Source organism: Streptomyces sp. MCA2 (assembly GCF_023544705.1).
Classification (GTDB): Bacteria; Actinomycetota; Actinomycetes; order Streptomycetales; family Streptomycetaceae; genus Streptomyces; species Streptomyces decoyicus.
Genome location: NZ_JAMJFM010000094.1, coordinates 1 through 15599 on the forward strand (window position 1 = coordinate 1; position 15599 = coordinate 15599).

The window sequence follows — 15599 nt, forward strand, 5'->3', positions numbered from 1 at the left end:
ACGTGTCGTGTCGTTCCAGCCATTGAGCAGCAGCTCACGCTCCTGCGCCGTGAGCACATCCAGCTCACCGATCGGCCGTGCGGCGTCCGTAACGGCATTGCGCAGCAGACGCTCCAGCCACGCCGCGATGCTCTCCGCGGTCTGCCGGTCGAAGAGGTCGGTCGCGAACTCCACCGACCCCCGCATGCCCGACGGCACACCACTGCTGTCCAGTTGCTCCTCCAGCGCGAACGACAGGTCGAACTTGGCCGACGCCGCGTCCAGTGCGTGCTCCCGGACCGCCAGCCCCGCCAGATCGACTTCGAGGTCGCTGCTGTTCTGGAAGGTCAATATCACCTGGAAGAGGGGGTGATGGGCCAGCGAGCGGGTGGGGTTGACGATCTCCACGAGCCGCTCGAAGGGCACGTCCTGATGGGCGTAGGCCGCCAGGTCCGCTTCCCGCACCCGCCCCAGCAATTCGGTGAAAGTGGGGTCGCCGGACGTGTCGGTGCGCAGCACCAGCGTGTTGACGAAGAACCCGACCAGGTCCTCCAGCGCATCATCGGTGCGTCCGGCGATGGGCGAGCCGATGGGGATGTCGGTGCCGGCGCCGAGTCGGGTCAGCAGTGCGGCGATGCCGGCCTGGACGACCATGAAGACACTGACCTGGTGCTCGCGTGCAAGCCGCACCATGCCCCGGTGCACCTCGGCGTCCAGCTCCATCTCGACGCTGTCGCCCTGGTGGCTGGCGACAGCCGGGCGCGGCCGGTCCGTGGGCAATTCCAACTGCTCGGGGAGTCCTGCCAGAGTGCTGCGCCAGTAGTCGATCTGGCGGGAGATGACACTGTCCGGGTCGCTCTCGTCGCCCAGCACCTCGCGCTGCCAGAGGGTGTAGTCGGCGTATTGGACCGGCAGTGGGGTCCAGTGCGGGGCGGCGCCGTCACAGCGGGCCGCGTAGGCGATGGACAGGTCATGGGCGAGGGGGGCCAGTGAGGCGCCGTCGCTGACGATGTGGTGGGCGAGGAGGAGGACGAGGTGTTCGTCGTGGGTGAGGGTGAACACCCAGGCGCGCAGGGGCACGTCCGTGGTCAGATCGAAGGTGTGGGTGATGGCCTGGTCGACGGCGATGCTCAGGTCGTCTTCGTCGACGGGGACGATGTCGATGGACGGGCGGGCGGCGTCGCCGTGCAGGACGTGCTGGTAGGGCGTCCCGTCGCTCTCCGGGAAGACGGTGCGCAGGCTCTCGTGCCGGTCGGTGAGGTCGTGGATGGCCTCACGCAGTGCCTCGACGTTCAGCGAACCGGTCAGCCGCAGCGGCATCGGCACGTTGTAGGTCGCGCTCGGGCCCTCCAGCTGGTGGAGGAACCACAGCCGTCGCTGTGCGAAGGACAGCGGCACCCGCTCGGGCCGCTCCACCGGCATCAGCGCCGCACGCGCCCCGGCCACATGGTCCAGCCGGCCGGCCAGTCCGGCCGCGGTCGGGGTCTCGAAGAGGTCCCGGACCGCGGGCTCCACGCCCAGGACGGTACGGACCCGGCTGATCAGGCGCATGGCGAGGAGCGAGTGTCCGCCGAGGTCGAAGAAGTTGTCGTCGGCCCCGACCCGGTCCACGCCCAGGACCTCGGCGAAGAGACCGCACAGGATCTCCTCCCGGGGGTCGCGCGGGCGCCGGGAGGCGGTCGTGGACACGAGGTCGGGGGCCGGAAGGGCACGCCGGTCCAGCTTGCCGTTCGGTGTCAGGGGCAGTGCGTCGAGGGGAACGAAGGCTGCGGGGACCATGTAGTCCGGCAGGGTTTGTGCGGCGTGTGCGCGCAGGCCGGCGGGTGTCGTTCCGGTGTCTTCGGCCGGGACGACATAGGCCACGATGCGCTGGTCACCCGGCCGGTCCTCGCGGACGACGACTGCCGCCTGCCGTACCAGGGGATGGCTGCCGACCACGGCTTCGATCTCGCCCGGCTCGATGCGCAGGCCCCGGATCTTCACCTGGTCGTCGGCGCGGCCGGCGAACTCCAGGAGCCCGTCCGCACGGCGCTTCACCACGTCGCCCGTACGGTACATACGGGTCCCCGGCGCGCCGAAGGGATCGGCGACGAACCGCCCGGCCGTCAGGTCCGTACGGCGCAGATAACCCCGTGCCAGCTGGTCGCCCGCGACGTACAACTCGCCCGGCACGCCCACCGGTACCGGCTTCAGAGCGGCGTCCAGGACATGGATACGCGTGTTCCAGACGGGGCGGCCGACCGGTACCACTCCCGTATCCGCGGCAGGGTCGAAGGTGTGGGTGGTGATCTGCACGGTCGACTCGGTCGGCCCGTAGAGGTTGGTCACGCTCACCCCCCAGGACTCGGCCGTCCGCGCCGCCAGGGCGGGCGCGAGGGGCTCGCCGCCGACGAAGATCCGTTGCAGCGGCAGCGCTTCCTCGTCACGGACCGCGCCGGCCACGACGGCCAGCAGGGAAGGCACGAACTGGGCCACGGTGACGCCGTGTTGCCGGATGTACGCGAGCAGCCGCTCCGGTTCCCGGCTGAGGGACTCGGGCGCGACGCAGAGCGTGGCGCCGGTGAGCAGCGGGAGCCAGATCTCCCAGACCGACGCGTCGAAGGTGAGTGCGGTGCGGGCCAGGACGGTGTCCTGCGCGCCGAGCGGGAACGCGTCGGCCATCCAGGACATGTGGCTGACGAGGGCGCCGTGCTCGACCAGGACGCCCTTCGGGGTGCCGGTGGACCCTGACGTGTAGATGGCGTACGCCGGGTGGGAGGGCAGGAGCCCGGGGCGTACCGGCGCGGTGGCCGGCTGCGCGGCCAGCGCCTCTTGGGTGTCGGCGGCGTCCAGCACCAGCGGCGGGATGCCGGCCCCGGCTGTCGCGGCGGCCGCCTCGGTGGTCGTGATCACCATGGCCGGGGCGGCGTCGGCGAGGGTGAAGGCGATCCGGTCCTTGGGGTGGCCGGGGTCCAGGGGCAGAGAGGCCGCCCCGCTCTTCAGCACGCCGAGCAGCGCCACGATCATGTCCGCGGAGCGGGGCAGGGCCAGCGCCACGAGCTGCTCCGGGCGGGCACCACGGGCGATCAGCAGATGGGCGAGACGGTCGGCCCGCTCGTTCAGCTCCGCGTAGGTGAGGGCGATGTCCTCGAACACCACGGCGGTGGCCTGGGGCGTACGGGCACACTGCGCCTCGAACAGGGTCAGCGGCGTCGTCGCGGGTACCTCGTGCGCCGTGTCGTTCCAGGCGCCGAGACGGGCGCGCTCCCCGGGGTCGGTCAGGTCGATCCGGCCCAGCGGAACGTCGGGTTCGGTGACGGCAGACGCGAGCAGCCGGTGGACCCGGGCCACGACGGCTTCCGCGGTCTCCCGGCCGAACAGGTCGGCGCGGTAGTCGAGTCGCAGGGTCAGCCGGCCGCCGAGCTGGTCGCCGACCAGGTTCAGGGCGTAGTGCGTCGCGTCGCGGCCGTCGGCCTCCGTCAGCCGGAGCCCCGCCACGGGTGCGTCGTCGTCGCCGGCGCCGACCGGGTAGTTCTCGAACACCGTCGTGGTGTCGAAGAGTTCACCCGCTCCGGCGAGCTGCTGGATCCGGCCGAGGCCGAGGTACTGGTGGGGCAGCAGTGCGCTCTGCTCCTCCTGGAACCGGGCCAGGTTGTCCAGGAAGGACCGCTCCTGGGTCAGCCGGGCACGCACCGGGATGGTGTTGATGAACAGCCCGATCATCGCCTCGGAGCCGGGGAGTTCGGCCGGGCGGGTGGAGACCGTCGTGCCGAACACCACGTCGTCCCGCCCGGTCAGCTGGGCCAGCACCACCGCCCAGGCGCCCTGGAGCACGCTGTTCATCGTCAGCCGGCGGCCGCGGGCCGCGGCGGTCAGCTCGGCCGTGAACTCCTCGGACAACTCGCGCGTGACGCGCTCGGGCAGTGCCGGTGTCCGCTCCGCGGTGTCCGCCACCCGCGTCGGCCCGTCCAGGCCCGACAAGGCCTGCTGCCAGGCTCGTTCGGCCCGGCCCAGGTCCTGCTTCCCGAGCCATCCCAGGTAGTCGCGGTAGGGCGTGAGCCTGGGCAGGCCTGCGGGGCTGCCCTGCTGTGCGTAGAGCGTGAACAGCTCGTCCAGCAGGAGCGGTGTGGACCAGCCGTCGAGGAGGATGTGATGGCTGGTCAGGGCCAGGCAGTACCGCTGGTCACCGAGGCGTACGAGGGTCAGCCGCAGCAGCGGCGGCCTGGCCAGGTCGAAGCGCTCCGCGCGGTCGGCGGCGAGCCACCGCTCCAGCTCCGCCTCGCGCTCGGTCTCCTCCGTCGCGGAAAGCTCGATCGCCTTCAGCGGGACCGGTACGTGACGGTGGATGACCTGGATCGGCTGGCCGTTCTTGCGGGTGCGGAAGCCCGCCCGCAGGTTGGCGTGCCGGGTGAGCAGCGCGTCCACGGATTTCCGCAGCACGGCGGTGTCCACGGCCCCCTCGATCCGGAGGACGAGCTGCACGTTGTAGATGTCGGGTGCCTGCCCGTCGTACAGCGCGTGGAACAGGAACCCCTCCTGGAGGGGTGCCAGCGGCAGGACGTCCTCGAGTGCGGACTGAGTCTTCACGGCATTTCCAATTCGGCTTCGAGTTCGTCGATTTCGTCCTGGCTCAGCGACCCCAGGGACAGGTCGGACGGTGTGTGCCCGCCCGCGCCCTGGTCTTCGCAGTGGGCCACCAGTGCCGTCAGAGCCGTGAACCAGCTCTCGGCGAGGTCGCGCACGTCCTGCTCGGTCAGCAGGCCCTCGGGCCAGTTCCATGTGCCGGAGAGCCGCGGACCGTCGGTGTGGTCCTCGGTCACCGCGTTGATGACCAGGGCGTGGGTCACGGGCATCCGCGGGTCGTGACCGGACGGCAGGGTCGCGTCCGGCGCCATGTCCCAGTCCTGGGCGGCGGCTTCCTCGGAGGCGGCGAACCGCCCCAGATAGTTGAAGCCGATCTGCGGTGCCGCGAGGCCCGACAGCTCCCGGGCCGTCTCGGGGTGGAGATGGCGGAGCATGCCGAAGCCCATTCCGTTGTCGGGGAAGGCCCGCAGCTGTTCCTTGATCCTTTTGACCGTCCGGCCCATGCCGGAGCCGCCGGCCCAGACGTCGGAGCGGTCGTACTCCCCGGGGTCGAGGCGGACCGGGTACATGCTGGTGAACCAGCCGACCGTGCGGGTCAGGTCCGTGCCCGGAAGGATCTCCTCCCGGCCGTGCCCCTCAAGATCGACCAGCACCTGGCTGCCCGTACCGCCCCAACGGCGGCGCCATTCGAGGACGGCCAGGGCGAGGCCGCTGAGCAGGATGTCGTTGACCCCGGCGTGGAACGCGCCCGGCACACTCGTCAGCAGCGGCCGGGTGACCTCGGAGGGCAGGGTGAGGGTCAGCGAGCGGGTGGTGTCCCCCCGGTCCCGGCCCGGGTCCAGCTCTCTGCCGCCGATGAGGGGCTCCTCCGTACGGAGGATGTCCTTCCACACCGGCAGCTCGGCGAGCCGGTCCGGATGCTGCGCCGCCGTCGTCAACTGCCGCGACCACTCGCGCAGCGAGGTCCCGGCCGGTTCCGGCGCCGGCTGCCGGCCGGCCGCCACCGCCTCCCAGGCGGCGACCAGATCGGGCAGCAGGATGCGCCAGGACACCCCGTCGACCACCAGGTGGTGCAGCACCAGCAGCAGCCGGCCCGGTTCGGCGGACCCGCGGTCGAACCACACCGCCTGCACCATGGCGCCCTCGCGCGGCGCGAGCCGTGCCACGGCCCGGTCGCCTTCCGCGGCCATCAGCGCGGCGAGGCGGTCGCCGTGCAGACCTTCCGCGCCGACCCGGCGCACACAGCCCTCGGCCGCCACCTTGCCCCGGGGCATGACCTCGGGGCTCCAGCCCGGCGCGCCGGCCGCGGCGTCCTGGGCCGGTGCCCCGTTCACCCGCAGGCGCAGGGCGTCATGGTGATCGAGCAGTGCCTGTACGGCCGCGGTCAGCCGCCGCTCGCCCAGGTCCGCCGGGACCTGGAGCATCATGGACTGGTTGAAGCCGTCCACCGGCGCGTCGAGTTCCCGCAGCCAGTGCATGATCGGCGTCGGCGGCAGGGCGCCGACCCCGGCGTCGGGGTCCGTGGCCGTGGCCGTGGCCGGCAGCCCGGCCGTGAGGGCCGCCAGCGCCTCCACGGTCTGGTGCTGGAAGATCTCCCGCGCGGTGAGCGCGATGCCTTCCTTACGTGCCCGCGAGATGAGCTGGATGGACAGGATGCTGTCGCCGCCCAGCTCGAAGAAGCTGCTGGTGACCCCGACCCGCGGCAGGTTCAGCACCTCCGCGAAGACCGCGCACAGCGTCTCCTCCCGCGGGGTGCGCGGCGGCTCGAAACCCGCCACCGCCGCGAAGTCCGGGGCCGGCAGCGCCCGGACGTCCAGCTTGCTGTTGGCCGTCAGGGGCAGCGTGTCCAGCACGGTCACGGCCGCGGGCATCATGTAGTCGGGCAGCTGCCCGGACAGATGCGCTCGCAGCTCACCGACGTCCACCCCGCTGCCGTCCTCGTCCGCCACGACATAGGCGACGACTCGCTTGTCCCCGGGGCGGTCCTCCCGCACGATGACGGCTGCCTGCCCGACGGCGGGGTGCGCGGCGATGACGTTCTCGATCTCGCCCAGCTCGATACGGAATCCGCGGACCTTGACCTGGCGGTCGACCCGGCCCAGGAATTCCAGCTCACCGTCCGCGCGCCACTTGACCAGGTCGCCGGTGCGGTACATCCGCCGGCCCGCCGCCCCGAAGGGATCGGCGACGAAGCGCCCGGCGGTCAGCTCCGGCCGGCGCAGATATCCGCGGGCCAGCTGGCTGCCCGCGAGATACAGCTCGCCCGGCACCCCCACCGGCGTCGGGCACAGCGCGGAGTCCAGTACATATACCTGGGTGTTGCGGACCGGCCGGCCGATCGGCGGGGCGACGGGCTCGCTCAGCACGTCGCTGGAGGTCACCCACACCGTCGCCTCGGTCGGGCCGTACCCGTTGAACATCCGCCGGCCCGGCGCCCACCGGCCGACGACCTCACCGGTGAAGGCGTCACCGCCCACGGCCAGCGAACGCAGCTCGGGCAGTGCACGCGCCGGCATGCTCGCCAGTGCCGCCGCCGCCATCGGCGCGTGGTTGATCCGCAGCTCCTCCAGTACCCGGGCGAGCGCCTCACCGGCGAAGGGACCGGCCGGCGGAATCACCAGGCAGGCGCCGGACAGCAGCGCCAGCCACAGTTCGAGCACCGAGGCGTCGAAGCTGGGGGAGGCGAACTGCGATACCCGGCTGCCCTCTTCGACCCCGCAGCGTTCGATCTTGTCGGCGGCGAAGCCGGCCATGCCGCTGTGGGCGACGACCACGCCCTTGGGTCGGCCGGTGGAACCGGAGGTGTAGATGACATAGGCGGGGTGGGCCGGCAGCAGCGGCGTGACCCGGTCGGCGTCCGTGGGGTCGTGCTCCACGCCGCCGCCCGCGTCCTCCACGGTCAGGACGGGAAGCGGGGTCCGCGGCAGCCGGTCGAGGGTCGCGCCGCTCGTCACCACGGCGACGGGCTCGGCGTCCTCCAGCATGTAACCGACGCGGTCGGCGGGGTAGTCGGGGTCGACGGGGAGGTAGGCGGCGCCGGTCTTGAGGACGGCGAGGATGGCGGTGACGAGGTCGGTGGAGCGGGGGAGGGCGAGGGCCACGACGTTCTCGGGGCCGACGCCGTGGGTGAGGAGATGGTGCGCCAGCCGGTTGGCGCGGGTGTTGAGTTCGGCGTAGGTCAGGACGGTCGTGCCGTGTTCGACGGCCGGCAGATGGGGGGTCCGCGCCGCTTGTGCCTGGAAGAGCGCGGGCAGGGTGGTGGCGGATACGGGGTGTGCGGTGTCGTTCCACTCGACGAGGATCTGGTGGCGTTCCTGCTCGGAGAGCACGTCCAGGTGCGTGAGGGGGCGGGAGGCATCCGCGACGGCCGCGCGCAGGAGTCGTTCCAGACGGGCGGCGAGCTGCTGGGCGCCGGCCCGGTCGAAGAGGTCGGTGGCGAACTCCACCGTTCCCACCAGCCCCGCGAACGCCCGTTCGTCCGTGCGGAGTTCCTCCATGTTGAAGGCCAGGTCGATCTTGGCGGTGCCCGTGCCCACGTCCTCCATACCGGCCTGAAGCCCCGGCAGTTCGATCGTGGCCTCGTCGGTGTTCTGTAGCACCAGCATCACCTGGAAGAGGGGGTGATGCGCCGTCGACCGTACGGGGTTGACGACCTCCACCAGCCGCTCGAAGGGCACGTCCTGGTGCGCGTAGGCCGCCAGGTCCGTCTCCCGTACCCGGTCCACCAGCTCCGCGAAGGTGGGATCGCCGGAGGTGTCGGTGCGCAGCACGAGCGTGTTGACGAAGAAGCCGACCAGCTTCTCCAGCGCGTCGTCCGTGCGCCCGGCGACCGGTGTGCCGATCGGGATGTCCGTGCCCGCGCCCAGCCGGGTCAGCAGCGCGGCCAGACCCGCCTGGAGCACCATGAACACACTCGACCCGTGTTCCCGGGCCAGCCGTACGACCCCCTCGTGCAGCTCCGCGTCCCAGGCGAACTCGGCGGCGTCACCGCGGTATCCGGCCACCGCCGGGCGGGGCCGGTCGGTGGGCAGCTCCAGCTGGTCGGGGAGCCCGGCGAGCGTCCGTTGCCAGAAGTCGATCTGACCGGAGAGCACGCTCTGCGGGTCGTCCTCGTCCCCCAGTGCGGCACGCTGCCACAGGGTGTAGTCCGCATACTGCACCGGCAGCGGAGCCCAGCCGGGCGCCGTGCCCGCACAGCGCGCCGTGTACGCCAGCGACAGGTCGTCGATCAGCGGCGCGAGCGACGCCCCGTCGCTGGCGATGTGGTGCATCAGGATCAGCAGGGCGTGCTCGTCGGCGGACGTGCTGAACACCCAGGCCCGCAGCGGGACCTCGGCCGTCAGCTCGAAGGCGTGCCGGGCCGCCTCGGCCAGCTGCCCGTCCACCCGGCCCGGCTCGCTCGCCACGACCTCGACCACCGGGCGGGCGGCTTCGCCCGCCAGCACCAGCTGGTACGGCGTGCCGTCGACGTCCGGGAAGACGGTGCGCAGGGACTCGTGCCGCCCGGCCACGTCCGCCATTGCCGCGCGCAGCGCCTCGACGTCCAGTGCACCGGTCAGCCGCAGCACCAGCGGCACGTTGTAGGTCGCGCTCGGCCCCTCCAGCTGGTGCAGGAACCACAGCCGCCGCTGCGCGAACGACAGCGGCACCCGCTCGGGCCGCTCCACCGGCAGCAGCGCGGCGCGCGCGTCCCCCGCGCCGTCGAGCCGTCCGGCCAGCCCGGCCACCGTCGGGACCTCGAAAAGGTCCCGGACCGCCAGCTCGACACCGAAGACCGTACGGACCCGGCTGACCATCCGCGTCGCGAGCAGGGAGTGCCCGCCCAGCGCGAAGAAGGAGTCGTCGATCCCGACCCGCTCCAGGCCCAGGACCTCCGCGAAGAGACCGCACAGGATCTCCTCCCGCGCGTCGCGCGGCTCCTGGAGGCCGCCCGACTCCGCGAAGTCCGGCGCCGGGAGGGCCCGGCGGTCGAGCTTGCCGTTGGGCGTCAGCGGGAAGGCGTCCAGCACCACGAACGCGGAGGGCAGCATGTACTCCGGCAGCGTCCGCGCCGCGGCCCTCAGCAGCTGCGCCGGGTCCGGCGCCGCACCGCCGGCGGCCGGCACCACATAGGCCACGATGCGCTGGTCGCCCGGCCGGTCCTCGCGCACCATCGCCGCGACCTGGCCGACGGCCGGCTGCGCCGCGACGGCGGCCTCGATCTCGCCCAACTCGATCCGGAAACCCCGGACCTTCACCTGGTGGTCGACCCGGCCGACGAACTCCAGCCGGCCGTCCGCGCGCCACTTCGCCAGGTCACCGGTGCGGTACATCCGCGCGCCCGGCGCCCCGTACGGATTCGCCACGAAGCGCTCCGCCGTCAGGTCGGGCCGCCCACGGTAGCCGCGCGCCACACCGTGGCCGGCGATGTAGAGCTCACCCGGCACCCCGGCCGGCACCGGCCGCAGCCCGGCGTCCAGGACATAGACCTGCGTGTTGCCGATCGGCCGTCCGATGGGCGGCGCGCCGTCGGCGTGCACCTCCGCGGCCGCCGACCAGATGGTCGTCTCCGTGGGGCCGTACAGATTGGTGACGCTCGCGCCCAGCTCCGCCATCCGGTGCGCCAGCGGCGTGGGCAGCGCCTCGCCGCCGACGAGCATGCGCAGTCCGCGCAGGGCTTCCGGGCGCTCCAGGACCAGACTCTGCCAGAGCGAGGGAGTGGCCTGCATGACGGTCACCCCGGCCGACTCCACCAGCTCGGCGAGCAGCGCCGCGTCCCGCACCTGCGCGGAGTCGGCGAGCACCACCGCGGCCCCGGAGACCAGCGGCAGATACAGCTCCAGCCCCGCGATGTCGAACGCCACCGTGGTGACCGCGAGCAGCCGGTCCGCGGGCTTCGGCGCGACCCACTCGTCCATCGCCGAGAGGAAGTTCCGCAGGTTGCCGGCCGAGACCACCACACCCTTCGGGCGGCCCGTCGAACCGGAGGTGTAGATGACATACGCCGGACTCTCCGGGGAGCGGCCGCCGGGCCGCTCCTGCGCCGTCAGATCGCCGGCCGGCAGGGCGGCGAGGGCGGTGCGGTGCGCCGCGCCGTCGACGACCACCAGCGCATCGGCGTCCACCGGCAGCTTCGCCGCGGTGCTCCCGTCGGCGAGCACACAGACGGGCCGCGCGTCCGAGAAGAGGTAGTCGATACGGTCGGCCGGGTAGTCCGGGTCGACGGGCAGGTAGGCCGCACCCGTCTTGGCCACGGCGAGCAGGGCGACCACCAGCTCCGTCGTGCGGGGCAGCGCCACCGCCACAAAACTCTCCGGGCCGACTCCGCGGGTGAGCAGATACCGGGCGAGCCGGTTGGCCCGCGCGTTCAGCTCCGCATACGACAACGCCGCGTCCGCGCCGAGCACCGCGGCGGCCTCCGGCGTCCGCGCGGCACGGGCCTCGAACAGCTCCGGCAGGGTCGCCGCCGGCACCTCGCGCGCCGAGTCGTTCCAGCCGGCGAGCAGCGTTTCACGCTCCTGGCCGTCGAGCACCTCCAGCTCCCCGACCGGCCGCGACGCATCGGCCACGACGGCGCGCAGCACCCGCTCCAGACGGGTCACCACCGCCTCGACCGTCTCCCGGTCGAACAGCTCGGTGGCGAACTCGACATCGACGTCGATCCCCTCGGGGCCGCCCGCCGCACCGAGGCGCTCCTCCAGGTCGAAGGAGAGGTCGAACTTCGCCACGCCGGTGCCGACTCCGTCGAACTCGACCCGGAGTCCCGGCAGTTCCAGCTCGGCCTTCGCGTTGTTCTGGAGCACCAGCATGACCTGGAACAGGGGGTGCCGCGCCAGCGAACGGGTCGGGTTGACGATCTCCACGAGCCGCTCGAAGGGCACGTCCTGGTGGGCATAGGCCGCCAGGTTGGTCTCCCGTACGCGGGCCAGCAGCTCCGCGAAGGTGGGGTCGCCGGAGGTGTCGGTGCGCAGGACGAGGGTGTTGACGAAGAACCCGACCAGGTCCTCCAGCGCGTCATCGGTGCGTCCGGCGATCGGTGAGCCGATGGGGATGTCGGTGCCCGCGCCGAGCCGGGTCAGCAGCGTCGCCAGCGCCGCCTGCACGACCATGAACACACTGGACTGATGCTCGCGCGCCAGCCGGATCAGCCCCGCATGGAGCTCCGCGTCCCAGGACTGCGCGACGCTGTCGCCCCGGTAGCCGGCCACCGCCGGGCGGGGCCGGTCGGTGGGCAGCTCCAGCTGGTCCGGCAGACCCGCCAGTGCCTCCCGCCAGAAACCGACCTGCTCGGAGATCAGGCTGTCCGGGTCGTCCTCGTCCCCGAGCACCTCGCGCTGCCACAGCGTGTAGTCGGCGTACTGCACCGGCAGCGGCTCCCACTGCGGTGCCCCGCCCTCGCACCGGGCGGTGTACGCCACCGACAGGTCGCGGCTCAGCGGAGCCAGCGAGCCGCCGTCGGCCGCCACATGGTGGACGAGCAGCAGCAGGACGTGCGAGCGCGGGCCCACCTCGAACAGCCAGGTCCGCAGCGGCGTCTCCGTCGTCAGGTCGAAGGCGTGGTCGGCCGCCGTCCGCAGCGACTCCTCCAGCCTCTCGGGGGCACTCCTGACGACCTCGAAGACCGGCTGCGCCTCCTCGGCGGCCAGCACCTGCTGGAAGGGGACGCCGTCGGTCTCCGGGAAGACCGTGCGCAGGCTCTCGTGGCGCTCGGCCACATCACCTATCGCCGCGCGCAGCGCGTCGACATCCAGCTCGCCGGTCAGCCGCAGCAGCATCGGCAGGTTGTAGGTGGCGCTGGGGCCCTCGAACTGCTGGAGGAACCACAGGCGGCGTTGGGCAAATGACAGCGGAATCATGATTACTTCCCAGACCTCGGCATCGGCCGCAGCGCGGGCCGTGCTCTCTTCTTCGACCCGACAACCCGCTCTGCGAGCGCCGCCACTGTCGGTGCTTCGAACACCGCCCGGATGGACAGCTCGACACCCATTTCCGTCCGCACCCGGTTGATCAGCTTCGTGGCCAGCAGCGAGTGTCCGCCGAGGTCGAAGAAGCCGTCGTCGATACCGACCCGGGGCAGATCCAGCACCGCCGCGAAGATCGCGGCGAGCGCCTCCTCCTTCGGGTTCCTGGGCGCCCGCGAGGTGGCCGCCGCCGCGAAGTCCGGTGCCGGCAACGCACGCCGGTCCAGCTTCCCGTTGGGGGTCAGCGGCAGCGCCGCCAGCACCACGAAAGCGGACGGGACCATGTACTCGGGCAGCCGCCCGGCCAGGTGGCCCTTCAGCTCCGCGGTGTCCGGTGCCGCCCCGCCGGCCGGCGCGAGATAGGCCACCAGCCGCTTGCCGCCCGGCTGTTCCCCGTGGACGACGACGGCGGCCTGGCCCACCGACGGGTGCGTGGCCAGCACGGTTTCGATCTCGCCGGGTTCGATGCGGAAACCACGGACCTTGACCTGGTCGTCGGCGCGGCCGAGGTATTCGAGCCGGCCGTCGGCACGCCATCTGGCCAGGTCGCCGGTGCGGTACATCCGCCGGCCCGGACCACCGAACGGGTTGGCCACGAAGCGCTCGGCCGTCAGCCGCGGCTGGTGGAGATAACCGCGGGCCAGTTGCGCGCCGGCGAGGTAGAGCTCACCGGGCACGCCCACCGGCACCGGACGCAGCGCCGTGTCCAGGACGAAGACCTGGGTGTTCCAGATCGGGCCGCCCAGCGACGGGACGGTGGGCCAGTCGGACACCTGGGCGGGCAGCGCGTACGAAGTGACCACATGGGTCTCGGTGGGCCCGTAGTGGTTGTGCAGCCGCCGCCGGGGCTGCCGGGCGTACAGGTCGCGGATGTGCCTGCTGAGCACCAGCGCCTCACCGGCCTGGGCGATCTCGGCCAGCGCGGGCAGGTCCGACTCCTGCTCGGCGGCGGCCTCGGCCACCGCGTCGATGACCAGGTTGGGCGCGTACAGCTCGTTGACCTCGTTCCTGCCGAGCCAGCGCGCGAAGGCCGAGGCATCGCGACGGATGTCGTCGGGAGGGATGACCAGGGTGCCGCCGTGCATCAGCGCCGACAGGGTTTCCTGTACCGACACGTCGAAGCTGACGGCGGTGAACTGCGCCACCCTCCGCCCCGGCCCGCCGGGAACGGCCTGCGCGTGCCACGCCAGGAGATTGACCATCGCACCCGCCGGCATCACGACGCCCTTGGGGACGCCGGTGGAACCCGAGGTGTAGATGACGTACGCCGGATGGGACGGCAGCAGCGGTGTACTGCGGTCGGCATCCGTGGGATCGCCGTCCGGCCGGGCCGCCAGTGCGCCGGCCGTCCCCGGACCGTCGAGCAGCAGCCGCACCGCCTCCGCCGTCCGCGGCAGCCGCCCGTCGATCTCACGATGCGTCAGCACACACACCGGCGCGGAGCTCTGGAGCATGCGCGCCACACGGTCGGCAGGGTAGTCGGGGTCGACGGGGAGGTAGGCGGCGCCGGTCTTGAGGACGGCGAGGATGGCGGTGACGAGGTCGGTGGAGCGGGGGAGGGCGAGGGCCACGACCTTCTCGGGGCCGACGCCGTGGGCGAGGAGGTGATGCGCCAGCCGGTTGGCACGAGTGTTGAGTTCGACGTAGTTCAGAACGGTGGTGCCGTCTTCGACGGCGGGCGCGCCGGGGGTCTGCGCCACCTGTGCCTGGAACAGCTCGGGCAGCGTGGCGGCGGGCACCTGGCGGGCCGTGTCGTTCCACTCGACGACGATCTGGTGGCGTTCCTGCTCGGAGAGCACGTCCAGTTCCGTGAGCGGCCGGGAGGCGTCCGCGACGGCTGCGCGCAGGAGTCGTTCCAGACGGGCGGCGAGCTGCTGGGCGGTGGACCGGTCGAAGAGGTCCGTCGCGAACTCCAGCGCGCCCGTCATGCCGTCGGCGGCACCCTCCGGCGTGTGCTGCTCGGCGATGTGGAAGGTCAGATCGAACTTGGCGGCGAAGGCACTGAAGTCGTCGTCGGAGACCTTCAGCCCCTGCATCGTGAAGTCGCCCTCGGCCGTGTTGGCCAGCACCAGCATCACCTGGAAGAGCGGGTGATGGGCCAGTGACCGGGTGGGGTTGACGATCTCCACCAGCCGCTCGAAGGGCACGTCCTGGTGTGCGTAGGCCGCCAGATCCGTCTCCCGTACACGGTCCACCAGCTCGGCGAAGGTGGGATCGCCGGAGGTGTCGGTGCGCAGGACGAGCGTGTTGACGAAGAAGCCGACGAGGTTGTCGAGCGCGTCGTCGTGACGACCGGCGATCGGTGAACCGAGGGGGATGTCGGTGCCCGCGCCGAGCTGCGTCAGCAGCGCGGCCAGACCCGCCTGGAGAACCATGAACACGGTCGACCGCTGTTCCCGCGCCAGCCGGGTGATCCCCTCGTGCAGCTCCGCGTCGAAGGCGAAGCCGACGTCCTCACCCTGATAGCCGGCCACGGCCGGACGGGGCCGGTCGGTGGGCAGTTCCAGCCGGTCGGGAATACCGGCCAACTGCTTCCGCCAGTATTCGACCTGGGTGGAGATCAGGCTGCCCGGATCGCTCTCGTCGCCCAGGACCTCGCGCTGCCACAGGGTGTAGTCGGCGTACTGCACCGGGAGGGGCTCCCACTGCGGGGCCCGACCCGCACACCGCGCCGCATACGCCACCGACAGGTCAAGGGCGAGCGGATCGGTCGACCACCCGTCGCTGACGATGTGGTGGGCCAGCAGGAGCAGTACGTGCTCGTCCGGCGCGGTCCGGAAGAGCCACGCCCGCATGGGCAGCTCGTTCATGAGGTCGAAGGCATGCCGCCCGGCCTCGGCGACCTGCTGCGCCACCTGCTCGCGGTCGGTGATGACGACCTCGATCGTCGGCCGGGCGGCAGCACCTTCCAGGACCTGCTGGTAGGGAGTGCCCTCCACTTCAGGGAAGACGGTGCGCAGGGTTTCGTGGCGGTCGGCGAGGTCGTGGATCGCCTCATGTAGTGCGGTGGTGTCGAGTTCGCCGGTGAGCCGGAGGGCCATCGGCACGTTGTAGGTGGGGCTGGGTCCTTCGAGTTGGTGGAGGAACCAGAGGCGGCGTTGGGCGTGGGAGAGGGGT

Annotated in this window: 3 protein-coding genes; all 3 read right to left on the bottom strand. The window is 72.1% G+C overall.

Annotated features, from left to right (window positions below):
• Window positions 1-4545: non-ribosomal peptide synthetase (locus M8I34_RS40275; RefSeq protein ID WP_250058047.1), on the bottom strand; the 4545-nt coding region annotated here is incomplete at its 3' end.
• Complete coding sequence (locus M8I34_RS40280) at window positions 4542-12377, bottom strand: non-ribosomal peptide synthetase (protein ID WP_250058048.1); 7836 nt, start codon at window positions 12375-12377, stop codon at window positions 4542-4544. The genes M8I34_RS40280 and M8I34_RS40275, both read right to left, overlap by 4 nt.
• A gap of 2 nt (window positions 12378-12379) precedes the next feature.
• On the bottom strand, window positions 12380-15599 hold a 3220-nt coding region (locus M8I34_RS40285; RefSeq protein WP_250058049.1), incomplete at its 5' end, for an amino acid adenylation domain-containing protein.

Coding starts and splice junctions, on each gene's coding strand:
- M8I34_RS40280 (WP_250058048.1), bottom strand. CDS start 12,377: ATGATTCCGCTGTCATTTGCCCAACGCCGCCTGTGGTTCCTCCAGCAG.